Below are 23608 nucleotides of genomic sequence, written 5' to 3' on the forward strand. Positions count from 1 at the left end.
TCAGGCGGCCACCGGCAAATCAAGCTTCAGGACGGCATCGACATCGAGGACGACGAGAAGACGCTCGTCGAGACGATGCACGCCGGCCGCAAGCGCGGACCAACTGGCATCGAGATGCACGGGAACGGGTTCGAAGGTGGATTGGTCGAGGCGCATCACCTCTCCGACCGCATCGACGATGAGCGCATAGGCCTCGCCGCCGAGGTCGATCCCGACCGCGACGAGTTCGCAGGCCTCGTCATAGCGGGTGGCTGCGACCGGGTGGCCGAGACGCCGGCGCAGGCAAATGGCGGTGACGACACGCCCGCGCAGGTTCAAAAGGCCGACGATCTCGGAGGGCGCGCGCGGGACGGTCGTGATGTGGTTGGCGATGAAGACGTCGTGGACGCGTCCGATCGGCAGCCCGAGCAGCTGCTCGCCGACGGTGACGGTGACATAGTCGAGCGATTCGCCGAAAGCTGCAGCCGCAGAGGTGGCGCCGGGTGCGGGCGCATTGGCTTCGTACTTGCTCATGCGGCCTGCCTCATGCCGGATTTGTATTCCGCCAGCTCGCTCAGCAAGGCGCGGCGATCGAATTTCGCGATGACCTCGTCGAGCCGCACCTGTGCCGCGCGCATATGCAATTCCGGGGTGGCAAGCGAGGTCAGGCCGAGAATCCGGAGGCGGTCGCCGCTTTCGGAAGCGCGCAGCGCCGCGGCGAAGGCGTAGGCGGCGTCCGGGGTGCGGTCGAGGTCGATCAGCACGCAGGTCATCGCCTCGTGCGCGGCCAGCCGTGTCGCGGTCTCGAAATCGGAGGCGAAGGCGATCTGCCGCCCCGAGGCTTTCAACACGGGGCTCAGCATCTCGCGCAGGAAGTCGGAGGGCTCGACCAGCAGGATCTGCGCTGCATCGATCGGCCGCGCGTCCGAGCGTCGGCCGCTCAGCCAGCCCGGGTCGTCCTTCGGCAGGTAGTGGGCGAGGTCGAGGATGTCGGTGGCGCGGCCGCGAATGATGGCCGAGCCGATCACGCCGCGGTCGATCATCGAGGCGATCTCGACATCGAGCACCTCATCGACGATGTCGACGATCGCATCGACCGCGAGTCCCAGGATCAGTTCTCCGTCGGAGATGATGACGAGCGGCTGCAGTCCCTCCGCGCGGATCGCGGCCTCGCCGACCGGAATGATCGGCATCAGCCGGTTGCGGTAATGCAGGAGGACGCGGCCGCCGCTATGCTGGAATTCGCTGGCGTCGACCTCCTCGAGTCGGGTCACCAGCGAGAGCGGCACCGCCTTGACGCCTTCGAGCCCGGCGCGGAACACCAGCATCGTCGTCTTCTCGGCGGTGGGCGACTGGGCTTGCGCCGGCGCCTCGACACGCAGCGCATCGACGGTCGCGGCTGCGCCGACGAGCCGGGCGATGCCGTTGGGATCGACGATCAGCACCACGGCGCCATCGCCGAGGATCGTGTTCCCGGAGAATAGCGGGATATGCCGCAGTTTCGTCGACATCGGTTTGACGACGATTTCCTCGGTGTGGAAGACACCGTCGACCAGGATCCCGAACTGGCGCTCGCCGATCTGCGTCACCACGATGAAGCCGTCATCGGTCGGCGCGCCGGCTGCCCCCATCAGGGCTGACAGGGCGATAATCGGCAGCAGGCGGTCGCGCAGGCGCAGCACCGGCGCACCGTTGATCTGCTCGACACGATGGTCCGCGCCTGCCTTCACCCGGACGAGCTCGCGCACCACGATCTGCGGAATGGCGAAGCGCTGCTTGCCGGCCACGACGATGAGGGCGGAGACGATCGCCAGCGTCAGCGGGATCTTGATGGTGATGGTGGTGCCGACGCCGGGCGTGCTGGCGACGTCGATGATGCCGCCGATGGCGTCGACATTGACCTTGACGACATCCATGCCGACGCCGCGGCCCGAGACCGCCGTCACGCTCTCCGCCGTCGAGAATCCGGGGTGGAAGATGAAGCGGCTGATCTGCGCGTCGCTCATGCGCTCGATCTCGGCCTCCTGGGCGAGGCCCTGCTGCAAGGCCTTGCGCCGGATGCGCGCGATGTCGAGGCCGCGCCCGTCATCGGAGATCGCGATCGTCACCGAGCCGCCCTCGTGATAGGCTGCGAGACGGATGGTGCCGTATTCGGGCTTGCCCGCCGCGAGCCGCTCGTCCCGCGATTCGATGGCATGGTCGGCGCAGTTGCGGACCATATGGGTGAGCGGATCCTTGATCAGGTCGAGGATCTGGCGGTCGAGCTCGGTATCGGTGCCCTCCATCACCAGTTCGATGCGCTTGCCAAGCTCAGCGCCGAGATCGCGCACGATGCGCGGCAGCTTCGACCAGGCGTTGCCGATCGGCTGCATGCGCGTCTTCATGACGCCGTCCTGCAGCTCCGCCGTGATCAGCGAGAGCCGCTGCAGCGGCGCCTTGAGGCCGACATCCTCCTGCTTGCGTGAGATCTCCAGAAGCTGGTTGCGGGTCAAAACGAGCTCCGACACCATCGTCATCAGATGCTCGATGGTGTCGACATTGACGCGCAGCGTCGCGGAGTTGCCGGGGCGGCTCTCGCGCGGCGCGGCCTCGTCCGCTGCCTTCGCCGTGGCCGGCGCCTCGATGCGCCCGTCCCGACCGCGCTCCGGCCCTGGCGCGCTGCGGAAGACGAGGTCGAGCTCGTCCTCGCTCAGATGCGAGCCATGGCGGGTGAGATAGGCGGCGACGGGGTCGCTCGGCTCGCCGCTCTCCGGCGGCAGATGGGCTAATTCGGCCTTCGCCTGATCGGCCAGGGCCAAGAGTTCCGTGATCAGCGCCTCGTCATTGCCGACGGGTTCCTGGCCCTTCTCGGCGAGCTCGGCGAGGATTTCCTTGATGCGGTCGATGGTTTCGAGAATGGCGGTGACGGCGATGGCGCTGACGGTCGCGCCGTCCCGGAACTGGCCGATCACCGACTCGGCCGCATGGGTCAGCGCTTCCAGCCGGGGCAGGCCGATGAAGCCGCAAGTGCCCTTCACCGTGTGCACCAGGCGGAAGATGTTGCGCAGGATCTCGCGGTTGTTCGGCTCCTGCTCGAAACGTACGAGTTCCCGATCGACCGTGTCGATGTTCTCGCCGGTCTCGCTCAGGAACTCTTGCAGCAGATCATCCATGCCGAAGACCATCACCCACGCAACAATACCGGGCGATCTAAGCAGGAGAAGGGTTTATGATCGGTTTCAATTGAACCTGCGGCGCAATGATTCGGCGCTCAATCAGCCTTTTGCGCGATGATGCTGACCGTGTCGGCCTCGATGGCGAAGCTGATCGCCATGCCGGCGGCGCGGGCGACCATGCCGGTATAGAGCGGCTGGACGGCATGAGCGTCGATCGTGCCGGTCTCGGAATGGCCCGCGATCAGATCCTCGACATGGTTGGGAATGCGCGCATGCGAGCCCGTGGCGGTGATGACGAAGCGGCCCTGCTCGCCGTCGATCGTGGCGCGGGAGACCAGTTTGCCGCCGCGCGGTACCGCATGGGTCGCCAGAATGAGCAGGTTGAGGAGCAGCTTGACCTGGTTCTTCGGCAGCAAGGCGCGTGGCGCCTCCCAGTCGAGCGAGAGCTTGTCATCGTTGAGGAAGCCGTTGGCGACATTGCCGGCGTCGCCGAGGTCGATCATCGCGCCGGCTGAACCGGCCGCTCCGAAGGCGAGGCGGGCGAATTGCAAGCGCGCCGAAGCGCTGCGGGCGCTCTTCTTGATCAGGTCCAACGCGAAATCACGCATGGAGGGATCGTCTTCCTCCAGAACCTCGAGCGCGTTGACAATGGCGCCGACCGGGCTGATCACGTCATGGCAGACGCGGCTGCAGAGGAGCGCGGCCAGGTCTAGCGGCTCGAGCGAAATGGCGGTCATGGCTTGGTGTCCTGCGATCGACGGTGCGGAGCGCGCGGTGATAACGCGGCGCCATTAATACAAAGATATGGTGCCATCTTGGTTTGCATGTGGTTAACCCTGATTTTCTTGTCGAAGGGGCCTTCGGGACGATGATCGGCCAGGACGACCCCCGTCTTTGCGACTGCAACGACCTGGCGCGCCGGCTCGCGGAAGCCGCGTGCCTGAGCGCGGCGGTGCTGCTGACGATGCGCATGGCGCGCGACGTCAAGGTCAAAGCCGACGGGTCGCCGGTCTGCTCGGCCGATCTCGCTGCCGACCACGCTGCCAAGAGCGCGCTTGCGCGCCTGCTGCCCGGTTTCCCGGTGATCAGCGAGGAAAGCGCCGACGCCGTTGCGCCCGCGCCGGTCTTCATCCTGCTCGATCCGCTGGACGGCACGCGCGAATTCCTGGCGAATGGCGACAGCTATTGCGTGGCGATCGCCATCATCCGTGATGGACGGCCGGTCGCGGGCGCGATCGCGGCCCCGCGGCTCGGGCGGCTTTGGTTTGCCGGCGAGGGCGCCTTCGCGCAGCGCCTGGCATCGGACGGGGCGGCGCTGGGTGAGCCCGAGCCCATCCATGTCCGGCCGCTCCCGCCCGATGGGCCAGTCACCCTGGTCAGCCGTTTCCATGGCGACGAGCTCAGCGACAAGGTCGCGGTGGCTATGGGATCGCGCGCCACGATGCCGATGTCGTCGGCGGTCAAGTTCGGGCTCATCGCCTCGGGCGAGGCCGATCTGCATGTGCGCGCCGGCCAGACGATGGAATGGGACATCGCGGCCGGAGACGCGATCCTGAAGGCCGCGGGAGGTAGTGTGCTGATGCTGGATGGGGCTTTGCCGCGCTATGGCGCAAGCGAGCGGCAGTTCCGCAATCCGCCCTTCGTGGCGGCCAGCAGCGAAGCGCTCGCACGTCGCGCAATCTCGGTGGCGGACGGCTCCCGCGGCTGATCGGGAGCGCCGGAATTAGAGGCTGTTATGAGCCATGGGGCCGATGTGATGAGGTCAAAACGGCGGAGATGGGAGGAGCATTGCGCAGGCGATACCCTCGGTATCGGCAAGCGATGCGACGCTGCAGCTCCGCCGTTTTCACCTCACCCGCAGGGCGCGGCGCTTTTGCGCGACTGCGGCGTCGTTCTTCGTAGCAAGCCGGAAGGTTTGCGTCCTCGAACTCTTTGCGTCCTCGAACTCCTGGCATTCGCGCAAAATCGCCAGCGTCAAATCGACCCCATGGCTCATAACAGCCTCTAATACCTCGCGATGGTCCCGTAGACATCCCTCCACTGCGCTTCGGCGAGCTGGAACAGTGCGGCGTTGTTGAGGAAGCGCCGGCGGTTTTCCCCGGTCCGGAACAAATAGAGCCGCGAATTGATCACGGCGAACAGGTGCGGGTCGCTCTCGACTGCCCGGCCATCGGCGACGCCCGTGGCGTCGAAGCCGGCGAAGGCCGGCTCATAGACATCAGGCGCGTCGCGGAACGCCTCACGATTGGCGGCGGAGGCAAAGCGCCAGACCACGCCGCCATGGACGAGTTCGTAGTCCGGGCGACCCGGCGTCGCGCGCGCCAGCAGTTGATAGGCGACGGGGTCATAGCCGTGGAGCGCGAAGCCGGAGGGCGTGTCGCGCTGCATCGTCTCGCCCAGGCGTGGCAGCTGTGGCAGGCCCGAGGGCAGGCCGGGCATGACCGAATCCTGGGAGGAAAGACTTTGTGCAGAGGAAAGACTTGGCGCGGAAGCGAGCGGCTGCGTGGCCAGGACCGGCTGAACCGCGATGGCAAGCACGAGCGCGCCGACCGCAATCGTGATCCAGCGCTGCCATGTTACGGCCTTCATCACGTCAAATCCTTTGGATGTCAGTTCTTCGGTGAGCCGTAGCGCGCCGGAATCTTCACGGGTTGGATACACTTGCGAGGTATCAAACCCGTTACCGAAATGGTGCGTATTTGCGCGGTGTCATGCTTCGCGTTCGAAAACCGCGCGTTTCTGCGCGGTCCAGAGCTCCCCTCCGACAGGGGGATCGGCACGGATCTGCAGTCGACTTCACTGCGGGCTCCACGGTCTTCCGGTCGGTTTGAATTCACGAACTGGCGCCCAGCCCGGAGATGATCTCGATGATAAAGACACGCCGCAGCTTCGTCGCCGGAGGGCTCGCGCTTGCGAGCGCCGGCTTGGCGATGCAGTCCGCTCCCGCCCTCGCCCAGCAGAACTACAGCCAGAGCCGGTCGTTCTCGCAAAACGAGCTCGTCGGCTCCGGTCATCAATTCTTCGGAAACGTCTCGCGCGGCCTTGCCTTGACGATCGAAGAGGCTGTGCGGCGCTGGGGCGAGCCCAATGGCTATGTGCTGGGCCAGGAGGCCTCCGGCGCCTTCGTCGGCGGGTTGCGCTATGGCGAGGGTACGCTGTTCACCCGCAATGCCGGAGACCGGAAGGTGTTCTGGCAGGGGCCGTCCGTGGGCTTCGACTTCGGCGGTGAGGGCGCCCGCACGATGATGCTCGTCTATAATCTGCCGGCGGTCGAGGCGCTCTATCAGCGTTTCGTCGGCGTCGACGGCTCGGCCTATTTCATCGGCGGCTTCGGCTTCACCGCCATGGCGGCCGAGAACGTGACGCTGGTGCCGATCCGTACGGGCATCGGTTGGCGCCTGGGCGTCAATCTCGGCTATCTGAAGTTTACGCCCCAGGCGACCTGGAACCCCTTCTGAGAGGCTTCTGCTGAGAGGGTTCTGTCGAAGCGCTGGTCATGATGCGGCCGGCGTGGCAGTTTCACGTGTCTGATCATGTCCAGATGCGGAGCGGCAGGTCTTGATCGAAGCGGTCATGCTCGTGATGCTCGGCTTTCTGTCGGCGACGCTCTTGGCGTTGGCGGCGGTTCCGGCCTTGGCGCGCCGCGCCGACAGGCTGGCGCGCAAGCGGGCCGAGGCGGCGTTTCCCCTGTCGCTTGCTGAGATCGCTGCCGACCGCGACCATTTGCGGGCGGAACTCGCCTTGCGCGCGCGCGGGCTGGAGCAGCAGGCCGAGCGTGGCTTTGCCGCCAAGGCGGCGGCAATGCAGGATATCGGCCGGCGCGACATGACGATCGGCCAGCTCGAACGCGATCTGCGCGCCGGCGAGGCGCGGATCACCGATCTCGACGCGGATCTGACCGCGACGCGCGGCAAGCTCGCGGAGACGCAAGGCAGGCTCGCCGCCGAGACCGCGAGCCATGCGGAGACGGGCAAGCTGCTGGACAAGCGCGTCGCGGATCTCGCAGCCCTCGAGCACAGCCTCGCCGAGGCGCGCATGGCGCTGACCGGCACGAGCGCCGATCTATCTGCGCGCGGCCCGGAGCTCGACCAGCAGCGCGCGACCTCGGACCGAGTTCAGGCGCTGCTGAGCGAGCGCGATGCGGAACTCGCCGCGCTGCGGGCGGAGAGCGATGTGCTGCAAGCCTCGCAGCTCAAGCATCGGACGCAGATGCTGGTGCTGGAAGGCCAATCCTTCGACCTGTCCAGCCGTCTTGCGGCAGCCGAGCAGGGGCTCGTTGTGGCCAAGACCGCGCTCTCGGCGATGACCGTTGATCGCGACAGCGAAAGGCTGCGCGCCGACGCTCTGTCTACGCGCGCGGCTCAAGCTGAAGCCGGGCTGGCGGCGGCGGATGCTGCGAGCGCTGCGGCCACAGTTGAGACCCGCCGCATCCAGGATTTGCTGAAGCATGAGGCCGAGGCGCTCGCTTTGCAGATGCAGGCGCGCGAGGCGGCCGAGCAACTTGCCGAGGAGCTGAAGGCAACGAGGCTCGAAGCCGACCATAAGCTCAGGCAGGAAAATGAGGCCATGCGCGGGCATCTGCGCGAGCGCGAGCAGCGCCTTGAGACGCTCCATGCCGAGATCCAGACCTTGCAGGGCGCGCTGATGCAGGCGCGGACCGAGCGAGGCGTCCCGAAGCGCGGGAACACGCAGCCGGCTGCGCCGGTGTCTCCAACGGTGGCGCCGGCCGGCGGCAAGACCGCGCTCCGGCGTGACATCATGAAAGTCGCTGGACGCTTGAAGACTAGGCGGCCGAAGCAGGAAGCCGCCGAATAGATCCGGCAACGGTCCCCACATCACTTCGTAAGGCCTGGCCTCGAAAACCGGTTTCCACTTTTTCGCATCCTGCTCTAGGAAAGCGCGCCCGCGCATCCCTGCGAGACATCTGTCTGAAATGGTTTCTGCCGTGACCGAACCCAAGATCGATCTGCTTTGCATCGGCGAACCGCTGGGCGAGTTCAACGCGACGCGCGGCGAGGCCGGCGCCTTCCAGTTCGGCCATGGTGGCGACACCTCCAACTGCGCGGTCGCGGCCGCCCGCCAGGGCGCTTCGGTCGCTTATGCGGGGGCGTTGGGCGATGACAGCGCCGGCCGCTCCCTGCGTGGGCTGTGGCAGCGCGAGGGTGTCGATGATCGCCATGTTTCGACGCATCCAAGCGCGCCGACCGGGCTCTATTTTGTCGATCATGGGCCGAGCGGCCATGTTTTCTCCTATCTGCGGGCGGGCTCCGCCGCGAGCCTCTACGGGCCGCGCGATCTGCCGCGCGACCTGATCCGTTCCGCGCGCATCGTCCAGGCCTCGGGCATCAGCCAGGCGATTTCGGCGAGCGCCTGCGATGCGGTGTTCGAGGCCTTCGCGACCGCGCGCGAGGCCGGCGTGCTGACCGCCTACGACACCAATCTGCGCCTCAAGCTCTGGCCGCTGACGCGGGCGCGCGCGATCATCCACGCCGCCTGTGCGATGTCCGACATCGTGCTGCCGGGGCTGGACGATGCGACCCAGCTCACTGGCTTGAATTCTCCCGACGCCATCGTCGATTTCTATCTCGGTCTTGGCGCAAGGGTGGTGGCGCTGACGCTGGGCCATGAGGGTTCGCTGGTGGCGACGCCTGTCCGCCGCGAGCGTTTGGTGCCGATCAAGGTCGAGGCCATCGACGCGACCGGAGCGGGCGACTGCTATGACGGCGCGTTCCTGTCGGAATATATCCGCACCGGCGACGCCTTCGCCGCCGGCGCTTATGCCAATGTCGCCGCTGCGCTTTCTACGCAGGGCTATGGTGCGGTCGCGCCGCTACCCCGCCGCGCCGATGTCGAGGCGCGGATGGCGCTCGAGGCGAAGGTGGCGCGGTGATGAGCGTTCCGGTTTTGACCGAAGCGGGCACGCTGCTCGCCCGCTACGATGTGCTGATCAGCGATGTCTGGGGCGTGGTTCATGACGGCGTCTGGGCGCTGGAGCCGGCCTGCGACGCCTTGACCCGCTTCCGCGAGGCAGGCGGGGCGGTGGTGCTGCTCTCGAACGCGCCCGGCCCCTCGGAGCAGGTCGCCGGCGTGCTCGACAAGAAGCGCGTGCCGCGCCAAGCCTGGGACCGGCTGGTCACCTCGGGCGACGTGACGAAGGCGCTGATCGCTGGGAGCCATCACCATAAGGTCTTTCATATCGGCTGGCATGACGATCGCTCGATTTTCGAAGGCGCCGACATCGTCCTGGTCGGGGAGGACGAGGCCGATCTCGTCGTTGCCACCGAGCTCAATGATTACCGTACCGAGACGCCGGAGCAGTACCGCCCGCAGCTCGCGCGCTTTGCCGCGCGCGGCGTGCCCTTCATCTGCGGCAATCCCGATCTCGTCGTCCATGTCGGCGAGGATCTCCTGCCCTGTGCCGGTGCGCTGGCGACGATCTATGAGGAGCTCGGCGGCCAAGTCGCCTGGGCCGGCAAGCCGTATCGGCCGGCCTATGACCTCGCGCTGGAGGCCGCCCGTGCAGCGCGTGGCGGTCGTGCGGTCGACCCCGCCAAGGTGCTCGTCATCGGCGATGCGGTTCGCACCGACCTTGCCGGGGCACGATTGATGGGCTTCGACAGCCTGTTCATCGCCGGAGGCATCCACCGCGACGAGACGATGCGCGGCGGCGAGGTCGATTCTGCCGGGCTTGCCGAGGTTCTCGCCGGGTTGCCGATCCAGCCAAAGGCGGCAATGGGCGCGCTGGCCTGAACCTGCCTCTCGCCTCTAGTGCGGCTCGCCCGGACGGGCGTCGCGCAGCACTGTCAGCGTGACGGCGATGCAAAACAGCATGCCAGCGACCGACAGGATGGCCGATGCGCGGAAGCCCGCCATGAAGGCTGCGCTCGCTTGCGCCAGAACCGGCCCGGCTTGCTCGGGGGAAAGCGTGGCCGCAAGCGCCAGCGCCCCGCCCAGCGTCGCCCGAGCCGGCGCGAGCGCGTCTGCGCTGAGGCCGGGCACCACGACATCCGCCATGCGGCTGCGATAGAGCGCGGCGCCTAGGCTGCCGAGCACCGCGATGCCGAGCGCGCCGCCGAGCTCCGCGCTGGTCTCCGACATGGCGGAGGCCGCACCCGTCCGTTCCGGAGGTGCGGAACCGACGACGATACCGGTCGTCAGGGTGATCACCGGTGTGAAGCCGACCGAGAAGACCACCGATGCCGCGACGATCTGGACGAGATTCGGCGCGAAGACGAGCCAGATGAAGCCAAGCGCGGAGACCGCCAGGCCGCTCGCCATCAGCGTCGCGGGCTTGCAGCGGGCGGCGAGCGCGGGCGTCACGAAGGAGGCGAGCGTGAAGGCTATCGCCGAGGGCAAGGACCAGAGGCCTGCCTGCAGCGGCGTCAGGCCGGCGACGAGCTGGAAATACTGCGCCAGGAAGATGAAGCTGCCGAACATGAACAGGATGCTGGCGAGGTTGATCGCCAGCGCGGCCCTGAAGGCGGGGATGCGGAACATGGCGAGGTCGACCATCGGGTCGGCCAGCCCTGTCTGCCGCCGCAGGAAGGCCAAGGCGAGACCGAGCCCTGCCAGGATCGCCGTCGCGGCCAGCGGCCCGAAACCGGCTTCGGCCCAGTGCTTGATGCCGTAGATCAGCGCGAGCACCGCGGCCAGCGAGAGCAGCGCGCTGAGGATATCGATGCGTCCGGCATTCGGCGCCCGGTATTCCGGCAGCAGGACGGGGCCGATGACCAGCAGCAGGAGCATCGGCGGCACGGCGATGAGGAACACCGAGCCCCACCAGAGATACTCGATCAGCAAACCGCCGACGACCGGGCCGATGATGGCCCCGGCGGAGAAGCTCGCGATCCACATCGATATCGCGAAGGTGCGCTCCTTCTCGTCTTCGAACATCACGGCGATGAGCGAGAGCGTGGAGGGAGCGAGCGTCGCGCCGGCGATGCCGAGCACGGCGCGCATCGTGATCAGCATTTCGACGCTGTTCGAGAAGGCGGCGACGGTCGAGGCCAGGCCGAAGAACGCGGCGCCGAGCATCAGCAAGCGGCGGCGGCCGATGCGGTCGCCGAGCGTGCCCATGGTCATCAGGAAGCCCGCGACCATGAAGCCGTAAATATCGATGATCCAGAGCAGCTGGCTCGCGCTGGGTTTCAGCTCGCGCGTCAGCGTCGGCACTGCGAGGTTCAGCACCGTCAGATCCATCGAGTAGATCATGCAGGGCAGGGCGATCGCGATCAGGCCAAGCCATTCGCGGCGCGTCGCCTTTCTGCCGCCCTGCGGCGGGGGTGCCGAAGTCATCATTCTCTCGCAGCCGTTCTTTCCGGGGGCGAGCCTCTTGCCACGGACGTGCGGCCGAAGCTGGCAGGAGGCGCTATATCGGCTGAGACCGCCAGCGCGTCTTCGAGCAGGCCTGAACGCGAAGCGCAATCTTCATAGTGAGGCGAGCGGTTCGGCCTGATAGGCCCGGTGCAGCAATTCCCGGAAGGATGGCGCTTCGGGCAGGCGCATGGAGCCTATCTCTTCACCCCTGTAGCTTTGTCCGCTCCGCGCGCAGCCGCTTGCCGATATCCTCGAACAGGCCTTCGAACGGCCCGAACACGAAGCGCACCGTCGAGCGGCCGGGCGGCACCGCGACGGCACGGAACAGCACATTGGCGCGCAGCAGTTCGGCCGGCTTGCCGTCGATCTCGACCTGCCACCAATGGTGCCAGACATCGTTGAGCACGACGAAGCCGCCGCGCGGCGCATCGACTCTCAGCGACACCTCGGTGGTGCCGTAATCGGTGATGATGACCGAGCCGGGCTGGGCCGGGCCGGTCGGGACCGGGGGCGGAGCGCGGTCGAGCAGCACGGTCGTCTTCGGATCGAAGCCCTGCGGCCATTGCCCGCTCGTCAGGATCGCGTCGAAATCCGCCTTCTGTGCCTGGGTGACGAGCAGCACGCGCGGCAGCGCGCGCGGGTTCTCATAGATATAGGCGTCCTTGGTCCGGGCGATCTGGGTGAGGTCGCCGGGCTTCAGGTTCTTGTCGATCTGCTCGACGGGCACGCCGGTGGCGATGAAGCGCAAGCCCAGCATGTCGGCGAGCAGCGAGCGATAGCCCGGCATCAGCGGGGAAAATTGGCGCTGCTCGGGCAGGGCGACGTGGTCCTCGGCCCCGGTCGCCTTGCTGTAGAGGCCAAGCCTGAGCGGGTTGTAGCCCAGCGTGTTGTCGAGCTCGTGGACGAGGCTGGCATTGGGCCAGTGGAAGCCGATGCCGGCGAGTTCGATGCGGTCGCGCCGGTCGGGCGCGGCGGTGCGGGCGGTCTCGCGCTTGAGCAGGGCGATCGTCTCGTTCTTGCTGTCGGCGCGCAACACCTCATAGCTCTGCGAGGGCAGGGCGGTCGATTCGCTGGGGCCGTTATTGACGGAGAGATCGACGGTCAGCGCCGCGGCCAGCACGATCGCCGCCGCCAGCCCCGAGCCGCGCAGGCTCAAGCCGCGCGCAGCAACCAGCGCGCCCAGGCTGAGCACGGCGCAAAGCAGCGCGATCAGCAGCGGCATGGCGGCAACGGGCAGCCGGCCGACCGTCCAGGCCAACCAGAACGCAAGGCCAAGCGCGCCAAGGACAATCGCGGCCTCAATGGCATAGTGCCAGGGCCGGCCGCGCGGCGCAGTGTCGGTCATGACGAGATGGGTGAGATAGCCGCCGAGCAGTGCGAGAAGCGCGCCGAGAATGAACAGAGCATCGGCCGGACGCCGGTAGAAATCGACACCCGGCAGTTCGAACAGCAGGCGGAAGCCCGGCGTGTAGCGCCCGAGCGCATAGATCAGCACGATCGCGGCGGCAGCGCTCAACGCGACGATTTCACGCCGCAGCAGCGCCCCGCGCACGATCCCCACGGTGAGGATCAGCAGCATCGGCAGGAGGCCGAGATAGAGCTGGCTCATATTGCGTGCGAGATAGAGATCGAGCGGGCCGAAGCGCGCCTCGAAGGCCGGGCTCGGCGCGCCCCAGAAATTCTCCAGCGGGCCGGCCGCACCGTAGAGGTTGGCGAAGAGGGCGGTGAGCAGCGCGGCTGGATGCAGCGAGCCCTTGCCCGCTCCGATCAGATCGATCTCGGGCCGGTTGGATTCCTGGGCGAAGAAGGCAGTCAGCAGGATCGGCACGGTCGCGACCAGGGCTGCGCCGAGGACGCCGGCCATGAGCGGCCACAGGCTCGCGCGTAGCGCCCGCCAGGGATGGCGCGCCATGGCGATCGCCGCGACAACGAGCCCGACCAGCACATAGACGCCGATCAGCGCGACCTGGTCGCGCCCCAGCACCATGAAGCCGGCCATGACGCCTGCCGCGAAGCCGTAAAGCGCCGAGCCGCGTTCCAGCGCACGCGCGACCAGCAGCAGCGTGATCGCGAAATAGCCGAGGCTCAGCACCTGCCCGACATGCTGGATGCGCCAGGCCGCCGAGGCCCCGAAGGCGAAGGCGAGCGCGGCGACGACCGCACCCGCCGGGTGCCAGTCGCGGTCCCGGAACAGGAGGATGATGGCGAAGGCGCCCGCCAGCAGCGTGCCGAGCACGGCGCCGTCGCTCCAGCGGAAATCAGGCGTCGGGTTCAGCGCCGCGATCAGGGCGAAGGAGGGCGAGAAGATCAGCGATTGCGGATCGGCGACCTGCGGCGAACCGGAAAAGACATAAGGCGTCCAGAACGGCGAGAGCCCCTTGTGCCAGGCGCTCGCCAGGAATTGGAGCTGCGGATGGAAATGCGCCTTGGCGTCCCAGGGAATTGTGACGGCGCCGGAGAGCCAAGGCCAGGACAGGGCGAACCAGGCCAGCGCCACGATGCAAAACACGCTGGCAAGCGGCCAGCGTGCGCGGGGAAGCGGGGCGTGGTCGAGCGCGGGCTCGGACATCGGTCGACTCTGCCCGGAGTTGTGGCCGCGATCAATCCTTCGGCGCGGCCCGCGCCATCAGCGCGTCCATGTCGATGATGTGGCCGGCACGATCGCGCTTGGAGGCGAGATAGCGGACATTGTGGATATTGGGGCGGCCGAGCACGCGCTGGGTCGCTGCGACCTCGAGCCCCGCCGCCTTGATGGCGCCGACCTTGAGCGGGTTGTTGGTCAGGGCAGTGACCCGGGTCACGCCGAGTTGCTTCAGCATCGTCGCGGCGAAATCGTAATGGCGCTGGTCGAGGTCGAAGCCGAGCACCTCGTCGGCGTCATAGGTGTCCCAGCCCTGGCTCTGCAGCTTGTAGGCGCGCATCTTGTTGGAGATACCGTTCCCACGGCCCTCCTGGTCGAGATAGAGCAGGATGCCACCATCGTTCTGCGCCATCCACTGGACGGTTTCGCGGAGCTGGTCGCCGCAATCGCATTTCAGCGAGCCGAACAGGTCGCCGGTGAGGCAGGCCGAATGCAGCCGCACAGGGACCGCCTCGGACAAATCGGGCTTGCCGACGATGATCGCGACCTGGTCGCGCAGGCCTTCGCCGCCGCGGAACACGACGAATTCGGTTTCGGGCGCGCCCTCCAGCGGCACGGGCGCACGGCCGACGATGGTCAGCGAGGCTGCCTGCGCCGCGCGATAGGCGTTCACGGCCTCGGTCGAAACCTCGATCAACGGTTCGCCGGAGACGGCCTCCGGGCTGACCGGCACGAGGATGACCGCCGGCAGCACGAGCGCCAGGCGAGCGAGTTCGAGCGCGACATTGTCGACCTCGGAGGCGGGAGCGACCGGCGCATCGACCTTGCCGTCGGTCTTGAGGGCGAGCGTCTCTATGCGCTCCAGATCGATCCGGGGCATCGCGAGCACGCCGGTTTCACTGCGGCCCTTCGCGCCCAGGCGGCGTAGCCGCGCAGCGCTCAGGACGAGATGGGCATGGCCCTTCGCAAGCTCGTCGAGGCGCTGGACCAGCACGGCGTCGGCAAGTTCGGCGGAGAGGGCCAAGGCCAGACGCTCGCCGGCGCGCAGCAGCACGGGGCGGCCGGCGCGGAATTCCGAGATCGCGCGATCGACGGCCACCAGGCTCGTCTCATGGGGGCGTCCGAAGAGCGTACGCGACTTGGGCATCGGGATTGTATCCGTCAGATTGCGCCGGTGGTCGGCAGTGGAGTGTAGCTTCTACGGGTGAAAGGTCGATACGGATGCGACCGCATGGCCGTCTCACCAAACCCGCCGACTGCGATGGGAGTTCCCGCCGCCGGCATTATCTCGTCGCCCGACCCCGCAGCCATCCAATCCCAAGACGTCGCCGATGACGTTGCCCATGACGTTGCGTATAGGGTTGCGAGATTGAACATGAGATGAATGCGAAGGCATCGACCCGGCCTGGAGAGTTGCATGACGCAAGATCACGACCCGTTCGCGACCATGGCTGCGCCACCGCCACCATATAGTGCAGCCGCGCGCCATTTCCATTGGGCTACGGCTGCGGCCGTGTTCGTTATGCTGCCGCTCGGTTTCGCCATGACCTATCGGGGAAACACGCTGGATATCTGGGACGGGCTGACCGACGCCCTGTTCAGCACGCATAAGCTGCTCGGCTTCCTGCTGATCTGGCTCGTCGCCGGGCGGCTCGCCTACCGGCTGCTGCGCGGCGCCCCGCCGGACGAACCCAGCCTGCTCTGGTGGCAGAGGGCGGCTTCGCATCTGGTGCACTGGCTGCTCTATGGGATGCTGTTGATCGTACCGCTGCTCGGCTGGATCGGCGTCTCGCTCTATCCGTCGCTGACGCTCTTCGGCCTGTTCGACCTGCCGGCGCTAGCCAAGCCCGATCAAGCGCTGGCCGAACGCGTGCTCGGGCTGCACGGTTGGCTCGCCATTCTGGTCGCGCTGCTGGTCGGCGCGCATATCGGGGCGGCGCTGTTCCACTACTTGATCCTGAAAGACGGCGTGCTCAGGCGGATGCTGCCGAGGCTGAAGACGTAACGCGGCCTCAGACCGGCCTGGCCCAGAGGTCGTTGTGGCCGACGAGGCCAGAAACCGAGGCCGCCCGCACCGCCAGCCAGTCCGCGACGGTCGCGGCGTCAAGATGGCCGGTCTCCAGAACGGCATCGGCAATGCCTTGTGTCAGGGCCTTGGCAAGCTCGCGCTGCCCCGCATCGATGGTCCAGGCGCTGTCGCCGGTGGAGACCGCGAAGCCCGATTTGCGGAAGGCTTCCGCCATGATCTCCGTGGCGTCGGGGCCGGCCGCCGGGCCAAAACCCTTGTCGGAGTGCTGGTGATGCGCGAAGGCGGCGAGCATCCTCGCGTCAGCCTCATGGGGCGGCTGCCATTTCTCGCGTCCGTCATAGGTCAGCACGGTGTAGAGCGGCAGGCGCTGGCTCGCGAGCGCCGCGACGAAGCGCTCGATCCAGCGTTTCGAGGTCAAGTCGAACAGGGCGGCGGCGGTGACGAGATCGGGCTGCCAGCCGAGAACCCATTCGAGGTCCTTCATCAGGTCGGCCTGGCGGAAATCGACCGTGATCGACTTGCCGTCCTTGGCGAGGACGAGTTCCTCGCCTTGTTCGCGCGCCTCGTCGGCCCAGAGGTCGAGCGTTTTGCGCGCGGCGTCGAGCAGGTTCTGGTCGAAATCCACCAATGTCCAGTGCTGGCGCGCAGGCAAGGCGGAGAAGGCGCCGCGCAGGTTGGAGCCGGCGCCGCAGCCGAGATCGACGATCGAAATCGAGGTCTTGGGTGTAAAATACGCACCGACGGCCGCGAGCAGCTCCGGATTGCGCGCCGCACGGTCGGCCGGCTCGCGCAGCGCCAGCCATTCGGGGGAGAAACCACCCATCACATCACCTTCCGGCAGGTTTGCGCGACGATCGTCGCGGTGTCGCGCCAGCGCGGCAAATCATCGGCCGCGGCCCAGGCCGCATTCGCCATGCCTTCGCGAAGCGCGCGATCGTCGATGAGCTTGCCTAGCACCTCGGTGAAGGAAGCGATATCGCCGGGCGGCACCTTGAGCGCGGCAGCATCCGGCGCGGTCTCGGCGGCCGCGCCGCCTGTCGTGCACAGGATCGGCAGAGCGCGCGCCAGCGCCTCGGCCAGCACCATGCCGTAGCCCTCGAACAGGGACGGCATGACGAAAAGGTCAGCTTTATCATAGGCCTCGGCCAGGGCATCCTCGCCCACGGCTCCGGCGAGCAAGATGCGATCATCGAGCCCGGCCGCCTTGATCTGGGCTTGGAGTGCGCGGGCCGTATCGGGTGCGCGGTCCGACGCGCCGATGATCGTCAGCCGCCAGTTCCGGTCCTTGAGGCTGGCGAGGGCGGAGACGAGCACGTCGTACCCCTTGCGCGGGACAAGCGAGCCGACGGCGAGCAGGGCAAGCGGACTGCCGTTGGCGCTGCCGCTCGCGCGGGGCGCGCGATCGACGCCGGGCAGCGCGACAGTGATCCTGTTCTCAGCGACGCCGAAATCCGCGACCAGGATGCGCTTCGTTGTCGGGCTGGTTGCTATGACGGCGCTGGCGTGACGCAAGGCGGCCGCTTCGCCTGCCAGCAGTGCTTTGGCGCGTTCCGACGCCAATCCGGTCTCCAGCCCGAGCGGATGATGGACGAGCGCCACGACGCGGCCGGCGAGGCCCGCGGCGATGCTTTCGGGGAAGGCGCCATAGGCCAGGCCGTCGATCAGTAGGGCGGCATCGAAGGGCTGCGACAGGATCAACCGCCCGGTCTCGGCGAGGTCGCCAGGCGTCGGGTTCGGGAAAGAGGAGGGGAGAGCGAGGTGGTGCGCCGCGATGCCCATCTCGCGCCATTCCCGCAGCAGCCGGCGATCATAGCCATAGCCGCCGGTCGGCAGGTCGATGTCGCCGGGGACGGCGAAGACGATGCCGCTCACGCGAGCGCACCCTCATAGCTCGCCCGCGCCAGATCGGTCTCGTGCAGCGTCACCTTGATGCGGGAAAGGCCGGCTCCGTCCTCGCCGAGCGCGCCGGATGCGGCGGCCTGCGCCATCGCGTCGAAGATATGCTTGCAGAGGAATTCCGTCGTGGTCAGCACGCCCGCGAATTGCGGCAGAGCGTCGAGATTCTGGTAGTTCAGCGGCTTCAGCGTGCTGTTCAGCACCTCGAGCGCGGCTCCGATATCGACGACGACATTGTGCTGCGTCAGTCTCTCCCGGAAGAAGGCGACATCCACGACGAAGGTCGCGCCGTGCATGTTCCGGGCTGGGCCGAAGAACGGATCGGGCAGCGAATGGCCGATCATGATGCGGTCGCGGACTTCGACGGAAAACATGAACGCGGGCTCCTGAGGGAAGGCGGGCGGGCAGCGACGCTCAACTTATGGCGAGCGGGCGCCGGCCAAGCGATTGCGACAGGCGCAAGAGGTAGCCGTCGGGATCCTGAACGAGAAACTGGCGCACGCCGATTTCCTGCTGCTCGGCTTTGTACCACCGCTCTTCCGGCCCGAAGAAGATCGGCCAGTGCGCTGCCCTCAGCGCATCCAGTAGCACGCCTATATCGTCGACGCCGATCTCGAAATTGATGCCGCGGCCGAAGGGGCGCTCCAGAGGGCCGGTGTCCCAGATGTTGAGGCGCTCGACCGGCCCAGTGCCCCGTTGCTCCAGCATGAACTCGACGCCGTCGCGCTCGATCGCGGCAAAACCCTGCTCGGGTCGGTCATAGAGGATGCGAAAGCCGAGGATGTCGCGCCAGAAGCGCAGGCTTGTCGGCGTGTCGGTAACGAGAAGTTCGGGCACGAGCCTTGGGCGCGGGCTTGATCGCAGGGGATCGCTTTCGGTCATGGGTGCGATCCATAGCAAATCACGGCGGTAAGGCCAGCCGCGCCCGGCGCAAACAGCGCCGGCAAACGCACGGGGGCTTCGGAGAAAGGGATTTCCTCGGTGATCAGCGCATCGAGGCGGTCGTCGCTGAGAAGCGCCATTGCCGCCTGGCTGCGGCGCGCATAACTCCAGCGCGGACGGCGCGAAGGCGCGATCTGCCCGACCTGCGACGAGATCAATTGCAGGCGCCTGGAATGGAATGCGCCGCCCAGCGAAACGGGGACGGCGCCCTCGCCATACCAGCTCAATTCGACGATACGGGCTTCGAAGCCGGCGGCATTGATTGCCGTCGCGAGCCCCGCGCCCGAGCCGCTGGCATGAAAGACGAGATCGGCGTCGCCGGGCGCATCCGCTGGCAGAGCAAAGCCGAAGCCGAGCGTGGCGGCAAGCGCGGCGCGGCCGGCATCGATATCGACCAGCGTCACCTCCGCGCCCGGCAACTGGGCCGCGAGCCACGCGACCAGCAGGCCGAGCACGCCACCGCCGACCACGACGATCCTGTCGCCTGGGCCGGAGCCTGCATCCCAATGCGCGTTGAGCGCGGTTTCCATATTGGCGGTGAGTACGGCCCGGCGCGCCGGCACATTTTCGGGCACGATCGTCAATCGGTCGCAGGGCGCGGTGAAATGGTCCTGATGCGGATGCAGGCAGAAGATCGTCTTGCCGAGCATGCCGGGCGGGCCTGCATCCACCAGGCCCACCGCGCAGTAGCCGTACTTCACCGGAAAGGGGAATTCCCCATCCTGGAAGGGGGCACGCATGCGTTCATATTCGCAGGCCGGCACGCGGCCCTCGAGGACAAGACGCTCCGTGCCGCGACTGATGCCGCTCCAGAGCGTGCGGATGCGACAATCTTGCGGGCCGGCCTCGGGCAAAACATCGGCGTTCAGGGCGCATTCACGCGGCGAGATATACCAGAGAGCGGTCGCCTTCGCGCTTGCGCTCGCTACGGTTGCCGGCTTTAGCTCCTTCGCCATATCGAGCCGATCCCTGTTCCGACCAAGCCTTTACAGCAAGCCTTTACCGACTGCAGGCCTTTCGACTGATATCATGACAGAGACCGCCATGAACCAGCGCTCCGCTCCGACCACGTTCCAGTCGGCGGCGCAAGAGGTCGAGAGCCTGCGGGGCCTGACGCCGGCGGGCGTGCAGGCGACAGCGACGCTGAGTGCACGGCGCTGGCTCGTGCTGGCGCTGAACATCGTCACGCTCGGCGTGCTGCTGCTGGGGCTCGGGCGTGTGCTCGGGACTGGGGGCTGGACGGTGACGGATGTGGTCATCCTCATTGCCTTCCTGTTCGGTGCGCCCTGGACGGTGCTCGGTTTCTGGAATGCGGTTATCGGCCTCTGGCTGCTGCATGGCGCCGATGACGGGCTTGATCAGGTCGCGCCCTTCGCAGCCGATGGCGAGGTCGCGACGCCGATCGCGATCCGCACTGCCATCCTGATGACCTTGCGCAACGAGGATCCCGAACGCGCCTTCCGCAGGCTGCGCGTGGTCAAGGACAGCGTCGAGGCGACAGGCGAGGGCGCCTGGTTCGACTATTTCGTGCTGTCGGATACCAGTGATGTCGCTGTCGCGGCGGCGGAAGACCGGCTCGCGGCACAATGGGCGGGCGAGATCGGCGGCACCTCGCGCCTCACCTATCGCCGCCGCACCGACAATGCCGGCTTCAAGGCCGGCAATGTCAGGGATTTCTGCGAGCGCTGGGGCGATCGCTACGAGGTCATGCTGCCGCTCGACGCCGACAGCGTCATGTCGGGCGATGCGATCGTGAAGCTCGCGCGGATGATGCAGGCGCATCCCAAGCTCGGCATCCTGCAAAGCCTGGTCGTGGGTATGCCGAGCCGGTCGGCCTTCGCCCGCATCTTCCAGTTCGGCATGCGCCAGGGCATGCGGCCCTACACCATGGGCTCGGCCTGGTGGATCGGTGATTGCGGCCCGTTCTGGGGCCATAATGCCATGGTGCGGATCGCGCCTTTCCGCGATGAATGCCATCTCCCGGTCCTGCCCGGCGAAGGGCCGCTCAGCGGGGCGGTGATGAGCCATGATCAGGTCGAGGCGACGCTGATGCGTCGCGCCGGCTACGAGGTCCGCGTCTTGCCGCAGGAGATGGGGAGCTGGGAGGAAAACCCGCCGACCATGCTCGAATTCGCCAAGCGCGACCTGCGCTGGTGCCTCGGCAATCTGCAATATCTCAAATTGCTCGACCTGCCCGGCTTGCAGCCGATGAGCCGCTTCCAGCTGGTCTGGGCGATCCTGATGTTCCTGGGGTTACCGGCCTGGACACTGATGATCGCGCTCCTGCCGGTGAAGGTGATCGAGGATGCCGGCATCGCCGACTATCCCTCGGGCCTCGCGGCTGTCCTCTATGTGCTGTTCCTGGCGATGTATCTGTCGCCGAAGCTCGCAGGCTTCATCGACATCCTGCTGACCGGGGGCGGCACCCGGCGCTATGGCGGCACGGGGCGCTTCATCGCCTCGGCGCTGATCGAGATCGTCTTCGCCTTTCTGCAAGGCGCGGTCTCGACCTTTCGGACGACGCTGTTCATGGTCGGCCTCGCCTTCGGGCGCGCCAAAATCGGCTGGAACGGCCAGTCGCGCGATGCGCATGCCTTGTCCTTCACTACCGCCTTCGCCGGCTTGTGGCCGCATCTGCTGTTTGGCCTCTACATCTTCGGCGCGCTGATGTTGCTCTCGCCGACCGTGCTGCTCTGGTCGCTGCCGCTGACCGCGGGCTATGTGCTCGCGATCCCCTTCGCCATGCTGACGGCCTTGCCCGCACTGGGGAGATGGTTCGCGCAGAGCGGGCTTTGCGGGATCCCCGAAGATTTCGACCCGCCGGTTGAGCTCTTAGCGGTCGCGAATCTCCCGGCGATCGCGAATGAGGCGTCGCGATGAGCCCAGCTGCCTATCCCAAGGGCATGGCCAAGGCGGTTTCGCGCTCCTTGCGGGTCTATCACGGCGACCCTGCGCGCAGTGCCGCGATGGATGCGCTTTATGCGCGCTTCCTCAACCCGGGCGATCTCGCCTTCGATATCGGCGCGCATGTCGGGGACCGGGTCTCCTCGTTTCGCCGGCTGGGCGCGCGCGTCGTGGCGCTGGAGCCGCAGCCGGGGCCGGCGCGGGCGATCCGCCTGATCCATGGCCGCGACCCGCTCGTGACGCTGATCGAAGCCGCCTGCGGCGACAATGAAGGGGCGGTGACGCTGCAGATCAACAGCGCCAACCCAACGGTCTCGACAGCCTCGCCGGCTTTCGTCGGCGCAGCGCAAGGAGCTGGTGGCTGGGAGGGGCAGGTCTGGGACCATGAGATCGTGGTTCCCTGCACGACGCTCGACAAGCTGATCTGGCGCCATGGTCTGCCGGCGCTGATCAAGATCGATGTCGAGGGCTTCGAGGCGCATGTGCTGGCGGGGCTGACCAAGGCCGTGCCGGTGATCTCCTTCGAGTTCACGACGATCCAGCGCGACGTCGCGGAGGCTTGCCTCGCGCTGCTGGATACGCTTGGACCTTATCGCTTCAATGTCGCGCTCGGCGAAAGCCAGAGCCTCGAACTCGCCGAGCCGGCGAGCGCGGAGGCGATCGGCGGCTTCCTGCGCGACCTGCCTCACTCCGCCAATTCCGGCGATGTCTACGCCATGCTGACGAGTTGATATCGATGATGACGCTTCTCTCCCGCCTGCGCTCCGTGGTTCTGCCGCTCGCCTTGGCTTGCACCGCTGTTCCGGCTCTCGCCGCCAGCGATGTCGCCGTCGAGGTCAAGAACGAGTCCGAGCCGGTGCTCTGCGCCGAGAAGGACAATGTCACCATCAAGGCGATCTCGCCCGAGGTGCGGCGCTTCCAGATCGAGGCGGCGCATCCTGCCTACAACGCAGGTCTCTTGCGGGATAACTGGGATGCGGACTGGACCGATTGCGAGATGAAGGGCGATCCTTCCTTTGCAGCCCCGGTGCCACCCCGGCGCGTCACCTTCTATGAGAGCACCGAGTACTGGCTCGTCGGCTACACCTTCCCGACCTTCTGGCGGCCGGCCGACACGACCTTCCGGGTCGGCGACAGGGTCGAAAAGGGCCTGCATCTCGTCCAGCTCTGGAAGCTCGGCAAGGATCGCTCGCATGAATTGCTCGTGGTCTATCCGCAGGATGGCTATTGGCGCGCCAGGCCGATGCCGCCGCAGCAGCTCGCGTCTTCGGCCTATGGCTCGTCCTTCCTGTTCGGGCCGATCGAGACCGATGGACGCCCGGTCGTGAACATCAAGGAGATCGAGTTCGATCCCAAGACCACCACCTTCAAGCTCAGCTTCAAGGACGGCTCATCGGGCAGCTTGAAGCTCGACAGCGTCGACGAGAACCGCATGGTGCTGGATGCGGTGCTCGACAAGCCGGTGACCGGCGGCAAGGGTTTCGTGGCGCTGCGCTCGATGTATGTCACCGAGTTCAACAACGACGTCGCCCGCATCGCGGTGCGCGAGCCCGGCGCCAAGGGCTGGCGCGAGGAGCCATTGATGCCGTTCACGGGTGGCAAGGCGACCGATATCTGGATGGGCCGCACCACCCATTCGCGCCACAACACCTCCTCGCCCGACATGGTCTTCCGCAATTTCTCGAAGGACCCGAACCCGCCGGCGAAGCCGGAGAAGAAGTAGCCCATCTCGCAGCATGCGAGGTATCGGTTGGCGGGCTAGAGCAGGATGCGAAAAAGTGGGAACCGGTTTTTCGCAATCGATCC

21 protein-coding genes are annotated in these 23608 nt (G+C 66.9%); 9 read left to right on the top strand and 12 right to left on the bottom strand.

The features are described from left to right. The 3 genes from RMR04_RS07040 to chpT all read right to left on the bottom strand — a co-directional run bounded on the left by RMR04_RS07040 (nt 1) and on the right by chpT (nt 3871). Entirely contained in the window at nt 1–513 is a 513-nt protein-coding gene (locus RMR04_RS07040) for a chemotaxis protein CheW (RefSeq protein WP_311913756.1), read from the bottom strand. Then, complete coding sequence (locus RMR04_RS07045; protein ID WP_311913757.1) at nt 510–3131, bottom strand: hybrid sensor histidine kinase/response regulator; 2622 nt, start codon at nt 3129–3131, stop codon at nt 510–512. Before RMR04_RS07045 ends, RMR04_RS07040 begins: the two co-directional genes overlap by 4 nt. Nucleotides 3132–3229: 98 nt before the next feature. Then, complete coding sequence (chpT, locus tag RMR04_RS07050) at nt 3230–3871, bottom strand: histidine phosphotransferase ChpT (RefSeq protein ID WP_311913758.1); 642 nt, start codon at nt 3869–3871, stop codon at nt 3230–3232. Nucleotides 3872–4002: 131 nt separating this feature from the next. On the opposite strand from chpT, the gene RMR04_RS07055 reads away from it, so the two are divergent. Then, on the top strand, nt 4003–4842 hold the full coding sequence (locus RMR04_RS07055; RefSeq protein ID WP_311913759.1) for a 3'(2'),5'-bisphosphate nucleotidase CysQ family protein: 840 nt from the start codon (nt 4003–4005) through the stop codon (nt 4840–4842). Nucleotides 4843–5138: 296 nt separating this feature from the next. Here RMR04_RS07055 and RMR04_RS07060 read toward each other — a convergent pair whose 3' ends face one another. Beyond that, a complete protein-coding gene (locus RMR04_RS07060) occupies nt 5139–5723 on the bottom strand; it encodes a YHS domain-containing (seleno)protein (RefSeq protein ID WP_311913760.1) in 585 nt (194 codons plus the stop codon). A gap of 278 nt (nt 5724–6001) precedes the next feature. On the opposite strand from RMR04_RS07060, the gene RMR04_RS07065 reads away from it, so the two are divergent. The 4 genes from RMR04_RS07065 (at nt 6002) to RMR04_RS07080 (ending at nt 9884) form a co-directional block, all read left to right on the top strand. Beyond that, nucleotides 6002–6592 carry a DUF1134 domain-containing protein gene (locus RMR04_RS07065; RefSeq protein ID WP_199578991.1) on the top strand — a complete coding sequence of 197 codons (591 nt, stop codon included), beginning with the start codon at nt 6002–6004 and terminating at the stop codon, nt 6590–6592. 100 nt (nt 6593–6692) lie between these two features. After that, on the top strand, nt 6693–7949 hold the full coding sequence (locus RMR04_RS07070) for a coiled-coil domain-containing protein (RefSeq protein ID WP_311913763.1): 1257 nt from the start codon (nt 6693–6695) through the stop codon (nt 7947–7949). Nucleotides 7950–8079: 130 nt separating this feature from the next. Then, complete coding sequence (locus RMR04_RS07075; RefSeq protein WP_311913764.1) at nt 8080–9024, top strand: sugar kinase; 945 nt, start codon at nt 8080–8082, stop codon at nt 9022–9024. Further along, on the top strand, nt 9024–9884 hold the full coding sequence (locus RMR04_RS07080) for a TIGR01459 family HAD-type hydrolase (RefSeq protein ID WP_311913765.1): 861 nt from the start codon (nt 9024–9026) through the stop codon (nt 9882–9884). Before RMR04_RS07075 ends, RMR04_RS07080 begins: the two co-directional genes overlap by 1 nt. A 15-nt stretch (nt 9885–9899) precedes the next feature. Here RMR04_RS07080 and RMR04_RS07085 read toward each other — a convergent pair whose 3' ends face one another. From RMR04_RS07085 to ribA, 3 genes are all read right to left on the bottom strand, one after another. Beyond that, complete coding sequence (locus RMR04_RS07085) at nt 9900–11429, bottom strand: MFS transporter (protein WP_311913766.1); 1530 nt, start codon at nt 11427–11429, stop codon at nt 9900–9902. Nucleotides 11430–11652: 223 nt separating this feature from the next. After that, nucleotides 11653–14019 carry a hypothetical protein gene (locus tag RMR04_RS07090; protein ID WP_311913767.1) on the bottom strand — a complete coding sequence of 789 codons (2367 nt, stop codon included), beginning with the start codon at nt 14017–14019 and terminating at the stop codon, nt 11653–11655. 31 nt (nt 14020–14050) lie between these two features. Continuing rightward, nucleotides 14051–15178 carry a GTP cyclohydrolase II RibA gene (gene ribA, locus RMR04_RS07095; protein WP_311913769.1) on the bottom strand — a complete coding sequence of 376 codons (1128 nt, stop codon included), beginning with the start codon at nt 15176–15178 and terminating at the stop codon, nt 14051–14053. Between the two features lie 270 nt (nt 15179–15448). Between ribA and RMR04_RS07100 the strand changes: the two genes are divergently transcribed. Then, on the top strand, nt 15449–16036 hold the full coding sequence (locus RMR04_RS07100) for a cytochrome b (protein WP_311913770.1): 588 nt from the start codon (nt 15449–15451) through the stop codon (nt 16034–16036). 7 nt (nt 16037–16043) lie between these two features. On the opposite strand, the gene RMR04_RS07105 is transcribed toward RMR04_RS07100, so the two are convergent. The 5 genes from RMR04_RS07105 to RMR04_RS07125 are packed head-to-tail and all read right to left on the bottom strand — an operon-like array spanning nt 16044 to nt 19854. After that, nucleotides 16044–16883, bottom strand: coding sequence for a class I SAM-dependent methyltransferase (locus RMR04_RS07105; RefSeq protein WP_311913771.1), 840 nt, complete (start codon nt 16881–16883; stop codon nt 16044–16046). After that, entirely contained in the window at nt 16883–17932 is a 1050-nt protein-coding gene (locus RMR04_RS07110; protein WP_311913772.1) for a glycosyltransferase family 4 protein, read from the bottom strand. The genes RMR04_RS07105 and RMR04_RS07110 overlap by 1 nt, the downstream gene beginning before the upstream one ends. After that, nucleotides 17929–18330, bottom strand: coding sequence for a 6-pyruvoyl trahydropterin synthase family protein (locus RMR04_RS07115; RefSeq protein ID WP_311913773.1), 402 nt, complete (start codon nt 18328–18330; stop codon nt 17929–17931). The genes RMR04_RS07110 and RMR04_RS07115 overlap by 4 nt, the downstream gene beginning before the upstream one ends. Before the next feature lie 40 nt (nt 18331–18370). After that, entirely contained in the window at nt 18371–18838 is a 468-nt protein-coding gene (locus RMR04_RS07120) for a bleomycin resistance protein (RefSeq protein ID WP_311913774.1), read from the bottom strand. Beyond that, nucleotides 18835–19854 carry a zinc-dependent alcohol dehydrogenase gene (locus RMR04_RS07125; protein WP_311913775.1) on the bottom strand — a complete coding sequence of 340 codons (1020 nt, stop codon included), beginning with the start codon at nt 19852–19854 and terminating at the stop codon, nt 18835–18837. The genes RMR04_RS07120 and RMR04_RS07125 overlap by 4 nt, the downstream gene beginning before the upstream one ends. A gap of 88 nt (nt 19855–19942) precedes the next feature. Between RMR04_RS07125 and mdoH the strand changes: the two genes are divergently transcribed. The 3 genes from mdoH to RMR04_RS07140 are packed head-to-tail and all read left to right on the top strand — an operon-like array spanning nt 19943 to nt 23525. After that, nucleotides 19943–21778, top strand: a complete 1836-nt coding sequence (gene mdoH / locus RMR04_RS07130) for a glucans biosynthesis glucosyltransferase MdoH (RefSeq protein WP_311913777.1) — start codon at nt 19943–19945, stop codon at nt 21776–21778. Continuing rightward, complete coding sequence (locus RMR04_RS07135) at nt 21775–22533, top strand: FkbM family methyltransferase (protein WP_311913778.1); 759 nt, start codon at nt 21775–21777, stop codon at nt 22531–22533. The genes mdoH and RMR04_RS07135 overlap by 4 nt, the downstream gene beginning before the upstream one ends. An 8-nt stretch (nt 22534–22541) precedes the next feature. Further along, nucleotides 22542–23525, top strand: coding sequence for a hypothetical protein (locus RMR04_RS07140; protein WP_311913779.1), 984 nt, complete (start codon nt 22542–22544; stop codon nt 23523–23525). Nucleotides 23526–23608: the final 83 nt, after the last annotated feature.

It is taken from the genome of Bosea sp. 685 (assembly GCF_031884435.1).
Lineage (GTDB): Bacteria > Pseudomonadota > Alphaproteobacteria > Rhizobiales > Beijerinckiaceae > Allobosea.